This window comes from Cupriavidus sp. GW823-FHT06D04 (assembly GCF_058795055.1).
Genome location: NZ_JBXAHL010000002.1, coordinates 412,860 through 428,656, shown reverse-complemented (window position 1 = coordinate 428,656; position 15,797 = coordinate 412,860). Strand labels below are relative to the sequence as shown.

At 68.7% G+C, this 15,797-nt stretch carries 10 protein-coding genes; 6 read left to right on the top strand and 4 right to left on the bottom strand.

The genetic code is table 11. From position 1 onward, the window contains the following. Positions 1-4: 4 nt before the first annotated feature. Together AC1Q7H_RS05675 and AC1Q7H_RS05670 are read right to left on the bottom strand one after the other, a co-directional pair. A complete protein-coding gene (locus tag AC1Q7H_RS05675; protein WP_492381037.1) occupies positions 5-2,263 on the bottom strand; it encodes a xanthine dehydrogenase family protein molybdopterin-binding subunit in 2,259 nt (752 codons plus the stop codon). Positions 2,264-2,279: 16 nt separating this feature from the next. Further along, positions 2,280-2,744 (bottom strand): (2Fe-2S)-binding protein, encoded by a 465-nt coding sequence (locus AC1Q7H_RS05670; protein WP_010813052.1) that lies wholly within the window; start codon positions 2,742-2,744, stop codon positions 2,280-2,282. Between the two features lie 332 nt (positions 2,745-3,076). Between AC1Q7H_RS05670 and AC1Q7H_RS05665 the strand changes: the two genes are divergently transcribed. Then, the gene (locus AC1Q7H_RS05665; RefSeq protein ID WP_492378905.1) at positions 3,077-4,165 is read left to right on the top strand and encodes an acyltransferase family protein; all 1,089 of its coding nucleotides are present in this window, start codon (positions 3,077-3,079) and stop codon (positions 4,163-4,165) included. Positions 4,166-4,174: 9 nt separating this feature from the next. On the opposite strand, the gene AC1Q7H_RS05660 is transcribed toward AC1Q7H_RS05665, so the two are convergent. Both AC1Q7H_RS05660 and AC1Q7H_RS05655 read right to left on the bottom strand, forming a co-directional pair. Then, a complete protein-coding gene (locus AC1Q7H_RS05660) occupies positions 4,175-5,062 on the bottom strand; it encodes a c-type cytochrome (RefSeq protein ID WP_013955744.1) in 888 nt (295 codons plus the stop codon). A 99-nt stretch (positions 5,063-5,161) separates the two neighbouring features. After that, a complete protein-coding gene (locus AC1Q7H_RS05655; RefSeq protein ID WP_013955743.1) occupies positions 5,162-5,560 on the bottom strand; it encodes a nuclear transport factor 2 family protein in 399 nt (132 codons plus the stop codon). Between the two features lie 850 nt (positions 5,561-6,410). Between AC1Q7H_RS05655 and AC1Q7H_RS05650 the strand changes: the two genes are divergently transcribed. The 5 genes from AC1Q7H_RS05650 (at position 6,411) to AC1Q7H_RS05630 (ending at position 15,700) form a co-directional block, all read left to right on the top strand. Further along, on the top strand, positions 6,411-9,794 hold the full coding sequence (locus AC1Q7H_RS05650) for a diguanylate cyclase (protein WP_492378899.1): 3,384 nt from the start codon (positions 6,411-6,413) through the stop codon (positions 9,792-9,794). 46 nt (positions 9,795-9,840) lie between these two features. Then, positions 9,841-10,587, top strand: coding sequence for a histidine utilization transcriptional repressor HutC (gene hutC / locus AC1Q7H_RS05645; RefSeq protein WP_211980779.1), 747 nt, complete (start codon positions 9,841-9,843; stop codon positions 10,585-10,587). A gap of 134 nt (positions 10,588-10,721) precedes the next feature. Then, positions 10,722-12,464: a urocanate hydratase gene (hutU, locus tag AC1Q7H_RS05640; protein ID WP_492381046.1), complete on the top strand. Its 1,743-nt coding sequence runs from the start codon at positions 10,722-10,724 to the stop codon at positions 12,462-12,464. Positions 12,465-12,547: 83 nt separating this feature from the next. Further along, positions 12,548-13,846, top strand: a complete 1,299-nt coding sequence (locus AC1Q7H_RS05635) for an MFS transporter (protein ID WP_211980777.1) — start codon at positions 12,548-12,550, stop codon at positions 13,844-13,846. Between the two features lie 543 nt (positions 13,847-14,389). Then, positions 14,390-15,700: a dicarboxylate/amino acid:cation symporter gene (locus tag AC1Q7H_RS05630; protein WP_492381036.1), complete on the top strand. Its 1,311-nt coding sequence runs from the start codon at positions 14,390-14,392 to the stop codon at positions 15,698-15,700. The last annotated feature ends 97 nt before the right edge of the window (positions 15,701-15,797 follow it).

The window sequence follows — 15,797 nt, the reverse complement described above, 5'->3', positions numbered from 1 at the left end:
CCGTCTACGCCATCACGAACGGCAACTGCCGCTGGCGCTTGCCGGTCAGCGTGAACAGCGCATTGGCCACCGCCGGCGCGATCGGCGGCACACCGGGCTCGCCCAGGCCAGTGGGGTTCTCCTGCGAGGGCACGAAGAACACGTCCACCACCGGCGCATCGGTGATGCGCGGCGGCGGATAGTCCGGGAAGTTGCTGTTCTTCACGGCGCCGTTCTCGATCTCGATGGCAAACCCCGGCTTGGTCATGGCCAGTCCGAAGATGCACGCGCCCTGGATCTGGGCCTCGGCCGACATCGGGTTGACCACGCGGTTGGCATGCACGCCGGCGGTGACGCGATGCACGCGCGGCTCGCCCTTCACCACCGAGACGTCGACCACATACGCCACCACGGTGTTGAACGACTCGTGCACGGCCACGCCCCAGGCATGGCCCTTGGGCAGCTTGCGCTTGCCGTAGCCGGACTTGTCCACCGCCAGCTGCAGCGCGGCGCGGTGGCGCGCGTGCTTCTTCTCGTCGAGCCGGGCCAGGCGGAATGCCACCGGGTCCTGCTTCGCGGCCGCGGCGATTTCATCGGCCAGGGTTTCCTTGACGAAGGCGGTATGCGTATTGCCCACCGAGCGCCACCACAGCACCGGCACGTCCACCTGCGGATGGTGCACAGACATCTGCAGCGGCAGGTCATAGTCGTTCTCGACGATGCCCTCGGTCATGGTAGCGTCCACGCCGTTCTTGACCATGAAGGGCTCGAATGGCGTGCCCTTCAGGATCGACTGGCCGACGATGGTGTGCTGCCAGCCCACCACCTTGTCCTGCGCATCCAGCCCGATGCGGGCGCGGTGCAGGTGCAGCGGGCGGTAGTAGCCGCCGCGGATATCGTCCTCGCGGCTCCAGACCACCTTGAGCGGCTCGGTGTGGCCGGCGGCCACCCAGGCCTTGAGCACGTTGGCCGCCTCCACGATGTAGTCCGAGGTCGGCACCGCGCGCCGGCCGAAGCCGCCGCCGGCCATCATGGTGTTGAGCACCACCTTGTCCGGCGCCAGCCCCAGCGTGCGCGCCACCGCGGCCTGGTCCACGGTCTGGAACTGCGAGCCCACCCAGACCTTGACCGACTGCACCTTGCCGCCGGCCACTTCCGGCTGCAGCGTGCAGTTCAGCGGCTCCATCGGCGCGTGCGCCAGGTACGGGAAGCGGAAGTCGGCCTCGATCTTGCGCGCGGCACCGTTGATGGCCGAGCCGATATCCCCGCTCCCCGCGCGCGCCACCGTGCCGGGCTGGCCGGCCAGCTTTGCGTACTCATCGAACAACGCCTGCGACGACACCTTCGAGCCCGCATCTTCCCACTGGATGTCGAGCGCATCGCGGCCCATCTTGGCCGGCCAGTAGCCGCTGGCAATCACCGCCACGCCGCTGCCGCCGCGGTCGACCGGCACCTGCAGCACGCCGCGCACGCCCTGCACCGCGCGCGCCTTGTCGGCGCTGAAGCTCTTGACCTTGCCGCCAAAGCGCGGCGGGCGCGCCACCACGGCCACCACCATGCCCTTCAGGTGCGTGTCGATGCCGAACGGCGTGGTCGCTTCCATCTTGCCGCGCGCATCCAGCCGCGGCGTGGGCTTGCCGACGATGCGGAACTGCGACGGGTCTTTCAGCGTGACCCGCTGCGGCACGGGCAGCTCCATCGCCGCGGGCGCCAGTTCGCCGAAGGTGGCACGATGGCTGCCGGACGTGACCACGCCCTGCTCCACCTTGCAGCTGGCCGGATCGACCTTCCACTGCTGCGCGGCCGCCGCCACCAGCATCGCGCGCGCGCGCGCGCCCAGTTCACGGTATTGCTCGAACGAGTGGTTCAGCGCCGTGGAGCCGCCGGTCATCTGCATGCCGAAGGCGGGGTCCTTGTACGGGTCGCCAGCCGGCGCCAGCGTGGCGCGCACGTTGCGCCAGTCGGCGTCCAGCTCTTCGGCCAGCGCCATCGGCAGCGCGGTGTGCACGCCCTGGCCGAACTCGAGCCGGTTCACGGCCACGGTTACGGTGTTGTCCGGCGCGATGATCAGGAATGCTTGCGGCGCCGGCGGCGGCGCCTTGGGCTTGGCGCCCTCCTGTGCCTGCGCCAGCGGGGCCACGCCCAGCGCCAGGCCGCCGCCGGCCAGGCCGGTCAGCTTCAGGAAACTGCGGCGGTCCAGCGTGGCCACGCCGGTGTTCGGGCGCGCTTCACCGCTATTGCCGGCCTGGCCGCCTGCCAGGGCTTCGATGCCTCGGATACGCATAGTGGTTTCCTCCCGCTCAGGCCAGCGCACGGGCGGCGTCTTTGATCGCCGCGCGGATGCGCTGGTAGGTGCCGCAGCGGCACAGGTTGCCGGCCATGGCCTGGTCGATGTCGGCGTCAGTAGGGCGCGGCTTGGTGCGCAGCAGGCCGATGGCGCTCATCACCTGGCCGTTCTGGCAGTAGCCGCATTGCGCCACGTCGTGCTTGAGCCAGGCGTCCATCACCGCGCGCCCGACCTTGTCAGTGCCGATGCCTTCGATGGTGGTGATGCGCGCGCCGGCAGCGGCGGATACCGGCGTCACGCAGCTGCGCGTGGCCTGGCCGTTGACGTGCACGGTGCAGGCACCGCATGCGGCCATGCCGCAGCCGAACTTGGTGCCGGTCATTTCAAGGTTGTCACGCAGCGCCCACAGCAGCGGCGTGGACGGGTCCACGTCGACTTCACGGGTCTTGCCGTTGACGTTGATATTGAGGGTGGTCATGGGGGGACACTCCTTGGGTACGTTGCCCGCTGGTTCTTTCCAGTGCCCCCCGCCGGGCGCAATCGTGCGGCGCGCGGGCACTGCCCATGCGCCGCAGCCTGGCGCAAGGGACAAGTGAGGATAGTGCAATTTCGGTCACCTTGCCGAACACCATGCGCACTAGCCTGCCCCCGGATCGGCTTTGCACGAACTTTGGGCATATGGCGGCTGTCCCTCATGCATCCCTTCGCTTTCCGATTCCTGTCGCTGAAACAGTGCCATCGACTATTCCAGATCACACTTATCCCGGCGCCTCCGCGGCACCGGCCCCGCACGCCACCGCTGCCACGCGCGTGCCGGCGGCCCAGTCCCCGTCAGTCGCGCGGCTCGACAGCATCCAGGCCCTGCGCGGGCTGGCCGCCGCGTTCGTGGTGGTCTACCACTCCGGCCTGGCGCTGGGCGGCGCCGATGCGCCGGCGCTCAGTTGGCTGACCGACAACGTGATCAAGCGCGGCCATGTCGGCGTGGACGTGTTCTTTGTCATCAGCGGCTTCATCATCGCCTGGGTCGCGGTGCTGGCCCGGCCCCAGCCCGAACGCCCGCTCAGCTTCATGATCCGGCGCTGCTGCCGGCTGGCACCGCCGTACTGGACCATGTCGGCCATCCATGCGCTGCTGCTCAATCCGGTCACGCCGGCGGTGTTCGCGGCGTCGCTGGCATTCCTGCCGACTGCCACCGGCCACGCGCCGTACTACGGCTATCCGGCGCTGTACGTGGGCTGGTCGCTCAACTATGAGCTGGCGTTCTACGCCGCCTTCGCGCTGGGCCTGCTGCTGGCCGGGCGGCGCGCGCTGCTGGTGGTGCTGGGGGTCTTTGCGTTGACCACGCTGGTGCTGCCGTGGTGGCGCTTCGGCGCGCTGGCGGCCGATCCCTCGCAGGGCTACCCGTTCGCCACGCCGTGGCTGGCCATGGCCAGCAATCCGCTGGTGCTGGAATTCCTGCTGGGCTGCGGGCTGGCGTGGGCCTACGCGCGCTGGCGCCACCTGCTGACGCCGGCAATCGCGGTGGGCATGCTGGCAACCGGCTGCGCCGCGTTCGCGCTGTCGCTGCCGCTGGTCGGACCCGACTTCAGCCTGGCCGGACGCGGGCTGCCCGCGGCACTGCTGCTGGGCGGCGCCGTGGCGGCCGAGCACACCGGCGTGCTGCGCGTGCCGCGCGCGCTGGTCTGGCTGGGCGAGCTGTCGTATGCGCTGTACCTGACGCACCCCACCGTGATCGAGGGCGTCAAGCGCCTGATGCCTGAACTGGCGCCCGACCAGACCGCGCTGCAGCTGCTGCGCTTTGCCATCGATGCCGGCCTGGCGCTGGCGCTGGCTTTGCTGCTCCACCGCTGGGTGGAGCTGCCCGGCATCGCCGCCGGCCGGCGGCTGGCGCGGCGCTGACGCGCGCGCTCAGCGCTGCGGCATGCCGGTCAGGAACAGATAGAGCGCGGTCAGGTCGGTATCGTTCATGCGTCCGAACGAATCGAACGGCATCACGCGGCTCACTGCGCTGCCATCGGGCCGCTTGCCGCTGCGCATCATCGCGATAAAGGCCGAAGCCTGGCCGTAGCGCGACATGGCGCCGCCCGGCACGGGGCGCAGGTCCGCCGCGGGCGGCCAGTCGGGCGGCCCGCCCGGGATCTTGCCGCCGCGGAAGTCCGGCCCGTGACACCCCAGGCAGGCATTGGCGACGTAGCCGCCATAGCTGGCCGTGGGCGCCGGCACCATTGCAGGCTGCACCGGCAAGCTGTGGTCGATCTTGGCGGCCGCGTCCTGCACGATGCCCACACCGTACAACGCCCGCACCAGCCATGGCATGCGGATCTCCGCGGGCGCCCCCATCGCCGGCGGCAGGCTGCGCAGGTAGCCCACCAGCGCGCCCAGGTCCTCGTCGCTCAGGCGGTTGTAATCCTCGCTGGGCATGATCAGCAGCGGCCGGTGCGAAGGCGCCACGCCATGGCGGATGCTCCGCACCCAGTCAACCGGCTGGTAGGCGGCAATGGCCGGATTGGCTTGCGTCAGGTCCGGCGCGCGCACGCGCAGGCCGCCGGGATCGTCGATCACCTGCTTGCCGCCGGCGCCGGCGCCGTGGCACTCCATGCAGCCGCGCGATTCGAACAGGTACTTGCCGTGGGCAATGCCGGCGGCGTCTTCACGGATGGCGATGGGTGAAACCTTGACCGCGACAATGCGCGCCGCCTTGCGCTCGCCAACCCATACCGCGGCATAGGCCGCCACGGCCACGACAACAACCGTGCCGGCCAGCCCCCATGCCGCCACCCGCAGAAATCGCGCCATTTGCTCTCCCCTGTCCGCCGCACTGGATGCAGCAGCTTGCGGCCAGTGGGCGGGGGGCTGTCGGTGGGGCAGGCCACATAGCGGCGGCGCGCGCCCCGGTCAGGCCAGCCCGGCCGGGGCCCGGTCGATGAAGCCGGTCATGCGCGCGAGCCGGCCATCGGCGGAAATCGTGGCGAAGTCGGTGCCGACCACCAGCGCCGGCTCTCCCGCCGGGCCCAGTTCCCAGGTAAAGCGCAGGTGTTCGCCGTGCGCATCGACCGGGCTCACGCGAGTAAAGCGGAACCCGGGGAATTTCCCCTGTACCGCGGCGATCATTGCGTCAATGCCAGCATGGCCGTCGCCGCGCATCAGCGGATCGGCATAGCTTGCCGATTCCGTCCACGCCAGCGCGATCAGCTCGCGCCGGCGCGCGGCGTCGGTCTCGTTCCAGGCGGCAAGGTAGCGGTCGGCAAGGGCGGCGGGATCGGCAGTGACTTGGGCTTGGATGGCGGCAGACATGGCGTACTCCTGGTCTTGGTTGGGAATCCGAGAAGGGCCTGGGGTCAGGCCATGTCTGCATGATGGGCGCGGCGGGGCCGCGGCGCGATTACCGGGGAGGTTATCGGCGGGGTTATCGGGGCTGTGCTGGAACTGCCGCCCCTAAGCAGGCGAAGGGTGCCTCCTAACCGCTTGCACGCGGTGGAGGCGTTTTGCTCAGTTGCAGCAAAGCTCGAAGCCGAGCTTTCGGAATAGCTGCTGCGAGACATCGTTGCCTGGGGAAATCCTGGCCCGGCAAAAACCCTCAAGCGCCAGCGCTCGGATGCAGCAACGAAGGAAGCCGTTGGCAGGAACGGCCCGTAACGATTGCTGGCGATAGACGAGAGTTTGCGGGCCCATATCTCCAACGGCGCGCGATCTACCATACCTGCAAAGGCCGAATAAGCCAGCGGGGCGAGCTGCTCCGGGTCATGGCTGACGAAACCTCGTACCGGAAGATCGCAAGATCCAGGATCGAGCCTGGCGCAAGCGCGTTCCCAAAGAGGTTCTGCGGACTTGTCTGTTGATTGAATGCTGGCACGCATGGCCGTTTGTCCTTCCCTCATCGAGTAGCCCGCACTGCCTCTTGCGTCGTACAGCTGCCAGGCTCCGCTTCCACCTCCTACCAAAAAATCGCCCCAAACACCAGTGGCAACAAGGCCCCGAACCTGCCCGCTGTCCTGCCGATGGCCGGCCCGCCATCCCCCCTACAGTGCCCTCTACGCTGGGCGGCAGTCCGTCCGCGCTTCCGGGGCCGTGCCGCCCCGGGCGCGCCGGGCAAGCCGCCTCCTTCCCACCCAGACGCACCGCCTTTTTTGCATCGTTCTCGTCCATGACGCCCGACACGGCCCCGCCGAGCCACCAGGCCGCTCCAGGCCCTTCCGCCCCGCAGCGCCGCTGGCTGCCCTTGCTGCTGGCCGGCGCCGGCTATTTCGTGCTGGCGGCGGCTGCGCTGTGGCTGGCGCGGCTGCCCGGTACCGTGGCGGCGGTGTGGCTGCCCAACGCCTTCGGGCTGGGCCTGCTGCTGCACCGGCCGCGCGCGGAGGGGCCGTGGCTGCTGGCGGGCATGATGGGCGCCAGCGTGCTGGCTAACCACGCGGCCGGCGACAGCGTCGCCACCGCGCTGATGCTGACCGGCGCCAACCTAGCTGAGATGCTGTTCGCGCTCGGACTGCTGCGCCTGCTGGACCGGCATGCCGCCCTGGGGCGCCACGGTCCGCTGGCCGCGTTCGCGGTGATGCTGGCGGTGGGCGGCATCCTGGCGCCGGCACTGGGGGCCACTGCCGGCGCCATGGCCATCGCCACGACCCATGGCACCAGCTTCGCCTCGGTCTGGTGGACGTGGTGGCAGGCCGACGCGCTCGGCATGGCGCTGTTGCTGCCGATGATGTTGTCGATGACGGCGGTGCGCGTGCGCGCTGCCATCGCGCGGCCGCTGCTGGCGCCGCAGGCGGGCGCGCTGGCGCTGTGCCTGGCCATCGGCGCCTTCGCGCAGTGGCAGGGCCATGACCCGTTTGCCGCGATGTCGCTGCCGCTGGTGCTGGTGGCACTGGCCGGCAATCCGTTTGCCACCGCGCTGCTGACGCTGGTTGCCACGCTCTGCCTGCAGGCGCTGATGCTGCTTGCGCACCGCCATGAAGCGGTGCCGCTGTCGGCGGCGGTGATCATGGTGTTCCCGGTCTGCATCGCCTACCTGACCGAGCAGAACCGGCATGGCCGCGCCAGCCTGCGCAGCAGCGACAAGCGCTTTCGCCAGGCCATGGAGCATTCGGCCATCGGCATGGCGCTGGTCAGCATGGACGGCCGCTGGCAGACGGTGAACCGTGCCATGACCGAGCTGCTGGGCTACGGCGCGGCCGAGCTGCGCGAGCTGAGCTACCAGCAGCTGACCCATCCCGACGACCTGACCGGCGACCTGCTCCAGGTCGACAACCTGCTGTCCGGCAAGATCGAGTCCTACCGCCTGGAAAAGCGCTACCGCCACAAGGACGGCCATTACCGCTGGGTGCTGCTGGCGGTATCGCTGGTGCGCGACGAACAGACCGGCGAGCCGCAGCACTTCATCACCCAGGTGGAAGACGTCCACGCGCGCAAGCTGGCGCAGCAAGAGCTGGAACGGCTGTCGCGCCGCATCCAGCTGGCGGCTGAAGCCGGCGGCGTGGGCATCTGGGAGTGGGACTTCACCAGCACCGGCATCACCTGGGACGCGCGCATGCACGCGCTGCACGGCACCGACCCCGCGGGCGGCACGCCAGTGGTGGAGCAATGGATCGCGATGCTGCATCCGGACGACGTCAGCCGCGTCAGCGGCGAGATGCGCCAGGCCATCCGCGGCGAGGCGCGGTTCGATACCGAATACCGCATCGCGCGTCCCGACGGCAATGTGCGCCACGTGCGCGCGATGGCCATGGTCACGCGCACCGACGATGGTACCGCGCAGGCCCTGGTCGGCACCAACTGGGACATCACCGAGCAGCGGCGCCTGACCGAGGCGCTGTTCGAAGAGAAGGAACGCCTGCACATCACGCTGCGTTCGATCGGCGATGCAGTGATCTGCACCGATGCGGCCATGCGCGTGACCTTCATGAACCCGATTGCCGAACAGCTGACCGGCTGGACCATGGCCAGCGCCAACGGCCTGCCGCTGGCGCGGGTCTTCCGCATCGTCGACGAAGCCACCGGCGACCCCATTCCCAGCCCGGTCGAAGCCTGCCTGCGCACGCTCGCGCCCGCCTACCTGCAGGTCGGCGCCGTGCTGCAGAGCCTGACCGGCGAGCGCCACGACGTGCAGGACTCGGCCGCGCCCGTGCTGACCGCGCGCGGCGAGGTGCTGGGCGCGGTGCTGGTGTTCCAGGACATCACCACCGCGCGCGCGCTGCAGCGCGAGCTGGCGCGTTCGGCCATGCACGATGCGCTGACCGGGCTGCCCAACCGCACCTGGTTCGAGAAGCGTCTGCGCGAAGCCTGCGACGCGGCGCGGCTGCACGGCCACCGCGCCGCGCTGTGCTTTATCGACCTGGACCGCTTCAAGATCGTCAACGACACCGCCGGCCACGGCGCCGGCGACGTCCTGCTGCGCGAACTGGGCTACATGATCCGCAACCACGTGCGCCCCGACGACGTGCTGGCACGCCTCGGCGGCGACGAGTTCGCGCTGCTGCTCAAGGACTGCACCGTCGACCAAGCCGAGCAGGTCTGCCAGGGCGTGATCGATGCCATCCGCGGCCGCCGCTTCCCGTGGGAAGGACGCGTGTACGACGTGGGCGCCAGCATCGGCATCGCCGCCATCGACCTGGACGTGCCTCCGGTCAGCGAACTGATGAGCCGTGCCGACGTGGCCTGCTACGCCGCCAAGGCCGCCGGCCGCAGCCGCGTCTCGGTCTACCGCCGCGACGAGAGCGATGCCCGCCGCCACCACCGCGAACTGGAAGTCGCCGCCGGCATCCATTCGGCGCTTGAAGCCAACCGCTTCCGCCTGTTCGCGCAGGAGATCCGCGCACTGCAGCCCGAGCAGAACGAAGACGGCGCCGAACACCGCCATATCGAGATCCTGGTGCGCATGGTCGATGAGCACGGCGAGCTGATCATGCCCGGCGCCTTCATTCCCGCCGCCGAGCGCTACGACCTGATGGGCCACGTCGACCGCTGGGTCATCCGCAACGTGCTGCGCGGCTACGGCGAACGCCTGGGCGCCGTGCCCGGGCTGTCGGTATCGATCAACCTGTCGGCCAACTCGCTCGGCGAGCCCTTCCTGCTGCCCTTCCTGCATGCGGAGCTGGAGGCCAGCGCCCTGCCCGCCAGTCGCATCCGGCTGGAGATCACGGAAACCGCGCTGATCAACAACATGGCCGCGGCCAACCGGCTGGTGGCGGAGATGCGGCGCGCCGGCTGCACCGTGTCGCTGGACGACTTTGGCTCGGGCCTGTCGTCGTTCGCCTACCTGAAGCAGTTCCCGGTGGACTTCCTGAAGATTGACGGCAGCTTTATCCGGCAACTAGCCGACAACGCGGTCGACCGCGAGATCGTCAGTTCGATCAACGACATCGGGCACCGGCTGGGGGTGCGCACGGTGGCGGAGTGGGTGGAGGATGAACGCACCCTCGACGCGCTGCGCGCGATCGGGGTGGACTATGCACAGGGGTATGTGATCGGGCGGCCGGTGGCGCTGGACGTGTTCCTGGCCGGATGCCAGCAGCGCGACGCGCAGGCATCGTAGCCAGGGTGCCGGGCCATGATAAATTCGGCGCCTGTCGCATGGCCGAATGGCCAAACCCAAGGGGAACCCGTTGTCGCTCGTGTCCGACTCTATGCCGGCGCCGCTCTATGCGCGCGTCAAGCAGCACATCAGCAGCAGGATCGCTGACGGCAGCTGGCCGCCGCATCACCGCGTGCCGTCCGAGACCGAACTGGTCGAGTCTCTGGGCGTGAGCCGCATGACCGTGCATCGCGCGCTGCGCGAGCTGACCGCGGAAGGCATGCTGGTGCGGCTGCAGGGCGTCGGCACCTTCGTCGCCGAACCCAAGCGGCGGACCGCGCTGTATGCGGTCAACAATATTGCCGAAGACATCGCTTCACGCGGACACCGGCATCACGCGCAGGTCATCAGCCTGGAGGCGGAACGCGCCGGCCCGGCACAGGCCGCAGCACTGGAGGTGGCGCTGGAGGAACGGGTCTTCCATTCCGTGATCGTGCATTACGAGGACGATGTGGCGATCCAGCTTGAGGACCGCTATGTCAATGCCGCGGTGGCGCCGGACTACCTGACGCAGGACTTCACCAGCGAAACGCCCTACCAATACCTGTCCCGCATCGCGCCGCTGACCGAAGGCGAGCATGTGGTCGAGGCCGTGCTGGCGCTGCCGGAAGAGTGCGGGCTGCTGGCCATCCAGCGCGGCGAGCCGTGCCTGCTGATCCGGCGCCGCACCTGGTCCGCGGGCCGGGTGGTGACGTCGGTGCGGCTGGTGCATCCCGGCTCGCTGCATCGCCTGGAAGGCCGGTTCACGTCCTAGGCCCGGAGCTGGCCGCCCGCGAGGGCACAAGGGACTCCGACATCATTTGTGATTAAAGCGCCGCGCCGGCGCTGACCAATCTACGGGATTACCCCGATTTATACGTACTTGTATATACAGGAATATACATGCCTATGCGTCGCCCGAAAAAGCGAGCGTTCCAGACCAGCACGACCGAAGGAGTTCCCGTGACCAAGACCACCACGCGTTTCCGCGACACCGAAATCCGCGCCCCCCGCGGCACCACGCTGACGGCCAAGAGCTGGCTCACGGAAGCCCCGCTGCGCATGCTGATGAACAACCTCGACCCCGAGGTGGCGGAGAACCCGAAGGAGCTGGTGGTCTATGGCGGCATCGGCCGCGCCGCCCGGAACTGGGAATGCTATGACCGCATCGTCGAGGCCCTGACCCGCCTGGAAGACGACCAGACCCTGCTGGTGCAGTCGGGCAAGCCCGTGGGCGTGTTCCGCACCCATCGCGACGCGCCGCGCGTGCTGATCGCCAACTCCAACCTGGTGCCGCACTGGGCCAACTGGGAACACTTCAACGAACTCGACGCCAAGGGCCTGGCCATGTATGGCCAGATGACCGCCGGCAGCTGGATCTATATCGGCAGCCAGGGCATCGTGCAGGGCACCTATGAGACCTTCGTCGAAGCCGGCCGCCAGCACTTCGGCGGCGACCTGAAGGGCCGCTGGGTGCTGACCGCTGGCCTCGGCGGCATGGGCGGCGCGCAGCCGCTGGCCGCGACGCTGGCCGGCGCCTGTTCGCTGAACATCGAATGCCAGCAGAGCCGCATCGACTTCCGCCTGAAGACCCGCTACGTCGACGAGCAGGCCACCGACCTGGACGACGCGCTGGCCCGCATCGACCGCTATACCTCGCAAGGCAAGGCCATCTCGATCGCGCTGTGCGCCAACGCCGCCGAGGTGCTGCCCGAACTGGTGCGCCGCGGCGTGCGCCCGGACATGGTCACCGACCAGACCAGCGCGCATGACCCGCTCAACGGCTACCTGCCGGCCGGCTGGAGCTGGGACGAATACCGCGAGCGCGCGCAGCGCGAGCCCGCGGTGGTGGTCAAGGCCGCCAAGGCGTCGATGGCCGAGCATGTGCGCGCCATGCTGGCGTTCCAGCAGATGGGCGTGCCGACCTTCGACTACGGCAACAATATCCGCCAGATGGCCAAGGAAGAAGGCGTGGCCAACGCCTTCGACTTCCCCGGCTTCGTGCCCGCCTATATCCGTCCGCTGTTCTGCCGCGGCATCGGGCCGTTCCGCTGGGCCGCGCTGTCGGGCGACCCGCAGGACATCTACAAGACCGACGCCAAGGTCAAGGAACTGATCTCCGATGACGAGCACCTGCACCGCTGGCTCGACATGGCGCGCGAGCGCATCAGCTTCCAGGGCCTGCCGGCGCGGATCTGCTGGGTGGGCCTGGGCCTGCGCGCCAAGCTTGGCCTGGCCTTCAACGAGATGGTGCGCAGCGGCGAGCTGTCGGCGCCGGTCGTGATCGGCCGCGACCACCTGGACTCGGGCTCGGTCGCCAGCCCCAACCGCGAGACCGAAGCCATGCAGGACGGCTCGGATGCGGTGTCGGACTGGCCGCTGCTGAACGCGCTGCTCAACACCGCCAGCGGCGCCACCTGGGTCTCGCTGCACCACGGCGGCGGCGTGGGCATGGGCTTCTCGCAGCATTCCGGCGTGGTGATCGTGTGCGACGGCACGGATGAAGCCACCGCCCGCATCGCCCGCGTGCTGCACAACGACCCCGCCACCGGCGTGATGCGCCATGCCGACGCCGGCTACCAGATCGCCGTCGACTGCGCGCGCGAGCAGGGCCTGGACCTGCCGATGCTGAACCACGCATCGCGCGACTAACCCCGCGGCCAGCAAGAGCCGTTCTGCCGCCGGGGCCGCCACGTGCGCCCCGGTCGGCGCCTTATCGTTTTACGGAGACACCCATGTCCATCGACACCACCGCCGGCGTGGCGGTCGCTGCGCCCCAGGCGCAGCTGTCACGCACGCGCGCCATTGCCGCCATCACCATCGGCAATGGCCTGGAGTTCTACGATTTCGTCGTCTACAGCTTCTTTGCCACGCTGATCGGCCGGCTCTACTTCCCGGTCGACAACCCTACCGGGCAACTGCTGATGTCGTTCGCCACCTTTGGCGTCGGCTTCCTGATGCGCCCGCTGGGCGGCCTGCTGATCGGCATGTACGCCGACCGCGCCGGGCGCAAGCCGGCGGTGGCGCTGACGCTGTGGCTGATGGGGCTGAGCTCGCTGATCTTCGTGGTGACGCCGCCGTACGCGCAGATCGGCATCCTGGCGCCGGTGCTGGTGGTGGTGGCGCGGCTGGTGCAGGGCTTTGCCATCGGCGGCGAGATGGGCGCATCGACCGCGCTGCTGCTGGAATACGCCGATGACCGCACGCGCGGCTTCTATACCGCATGGCAGCCGTTCAGCCAGGGCCTGGCGGCGCTGCTGGGCGCGATCACCGGCCTGGTGCTGAGCAACGTGCTGGCGCCGTCAGACCTGGAAGCCTGGGGCTGGCGCCTCGCCTTCATGATCGGCATCCTGGTGATCCCGGTCGGGCTGGTGATTCGCCGCCGGCTGGAAGAAACCGCCACGCCCGTGCGCCATGGCGAGCACGCCGCGCAATGGCCGCTGCTGCGCCGCCATGGCCGCGAGGTCATCGCCAGCATCCTGCTGATGATCGGCCTGGCTTCGTCGACCTATATCGTCGTGTACTACCTCAGCAACTACGCGGTCAGCGTGCTGAAGATGCCGCTGTCGCTGGGTATCTGGGCCGCGTGCGTGGCAGCGCTGGTGCAGGTGGCGCTGTCGCCGTTCGCGGGCTGGTTGGCTGACCGCATCGGCCGCAAGACCGTGGTGCTGTGGTCGCGCGTGACCTTGCTGGCAATGGTCTACCCGGCCTTCGTGCTGATCAACGCCGAGCCGTCGCTCACGCGCCTGCTGGTGGTGGTGGGCTGCCTGTCGGTGCCGATGTCGATGACCGCGCCGGCCTCGATGGTGCTGGTCAGCGAAGTGCTGCCGCAGCGGCTGCGCGCCACCGGGCTGTCGATCGCCTATTGCGTCGCGATCGCGATCTTCGGCGGCTTTGCGCAGTATTTTTCGACCCGGCTGATCCAGGTCACCGGTAATGTCAATGCGCCCGCGCTGTACGTGATCGGCTGCGGCCTGGTGTCGCTGATCGGCCTGGCGATGGTGCCGGAAACGTTGGGACGGCGGCTGAAATGAGTTCCCTGGCGCCGGCGCAGACCGCTCGCGCAGGGTGCGCCAACGCCACCCAAGCTTGTCTGGGCCTTGCTCTCCCTGTCCCGCGTGCGGGAGCGGGGAGCCTGCTGCCAGCCCCTTAAAACCGGGGGTTAACACCTACAACGCCGTTCGGATTCCCGAACGGCGTTGTCGCATTCCGGTCCGGATTCCCGAACCGTGCGCCGGAATCACATCCTTTTTCCCTTTGTATTCAATAAGTTGTGCAACGCCTGCAGCCCCTTCGGCCTGGCACGGCGCGTGCAATATAGGCCGCCGCCCACAGCGCCAGACGGGTATGCCGGCACGCCGCCCGGCGTCCCGGCCGATGCCAAAAACAAAGGAGGACACACATGACCGACCCCGCCTTGCCCACCCCCTTCGCCATCCCGGCGAGCCCCCGGCACCTGTTGCCGCGCTGAACCACGACAAGGCCGGCCCGGCGCCCCGACATCGCCGCCCAGCCTTCCCGCAATACACAGACGCCCGTCCCTGCCACAGGAGACGGACGCAGAGGCCTGATCCACGATGAAACTGAATCGACTGCCCACCCTGATCTTCATTGCGATGCTGCTAGGCGTGCTGGTCGGCACCGCCGCGCACAACATGGCGCCGGACACCGCCACCGCCAAATCGATTGCGGACCACCTGTCCATCCTGACCGATGTATTCCTGCGGATGATCAAGATGATCATCGGCCCGCTGGTGTTCGCCACGCTGGTGGCCGGCATCGCCAGCATGGGCGATGGCCGCGCCGTGGGCCGCATCGGCCTGAAGGCGATGATGTGGTTCGTTGGCGCCTCGATCACCTCGCTGCTGCTGGGCCTGGTGATGGCCAACCTGCTGGAGCCCGGCCACGGCATGAACCTGCCGCTGCCGCCGGCTGACGCCGCCTCGAACCTGAAGACCGGCGCGCTGAACCTGCGCGACTTCATCGCCCACATGTTCCCCAAGAGCTTTGTCGAGGCCATGGCGAACAACGAGATCCTGCAGATCGTGGTGTTCTCGCTGTTCTTCGGCTTTGCGCTGGGCACGGTCAAGGACGGCGTGGGTAAGCCCGTGCTGCAAGGCATCGAAGGCCTCGCCACGGTGATGCTGAAGGTCACCAACTACGTGATGGCATTTGCCCCGGTGGGCGTGTTCGGCGCGATCGCCGCGGTGATCACCGCGCAGGGCCTGGGCGTGCTGGTGGTGTACGCCAAGCTGCTGGGCAGCCTGTACCTGGCGCTGGCGCTGCTGTGGGTGGCGCTGATCGCCGGCGGCTACTTCTTCCTGGGCCGCGACGTGTTCCGCCTGCTCAAGATGATGCGCGCGCCGCTGATGATCGGCTTCGCCACCGCCAGCAGCGAATCGGCCTACCCGAAGGTGATCGACCAGCTGACCCACTTCGGCGTCAAGGAGCGCATCACCAACTTCGTGCTGCCGCTGGGCTACTCGTTCAACCTGGATGGCTCGATCATGTACACCTCGTTTGCCGCGCTGTTCGTGGCGCAGGTGTACGGCATCCAGCTGTCGCTGACCCAGCAGATCACCATGCTGCTGGTCCTGCTTGTCACCAGCAAGGGCATCGCGGGCGTGCCGCGCGCCTCGCTGGTGGTGGTCGCCGCCGTGCTGCCGATGTTCGGCCTGCCGGAGGCCGGCATCCTGCTGGTGCTGGGCATCGACCACGTACTCGACATGGGTCGCACCGTGACCAATGTGCTCGGCAATGCGATTGCCACCGCCGTCGTCGCCAAAAGCGAAGGCGCCATCGGCGCGCCGGTACCGTCCGAGGAGGATGAACCCGCCGCGGATACCACCACCGGCCTGGCACCTGCCCAGGTCCTCGCGGGCAAGTAATACCGTCCGCCAGGCGTGCCAGGGCCCGGTTGCCGATACGGCAACCGGGCCTTTTTGCATTCTGGCGCGGCACTGCCCCCCTGGTGTGGTAAAAGTA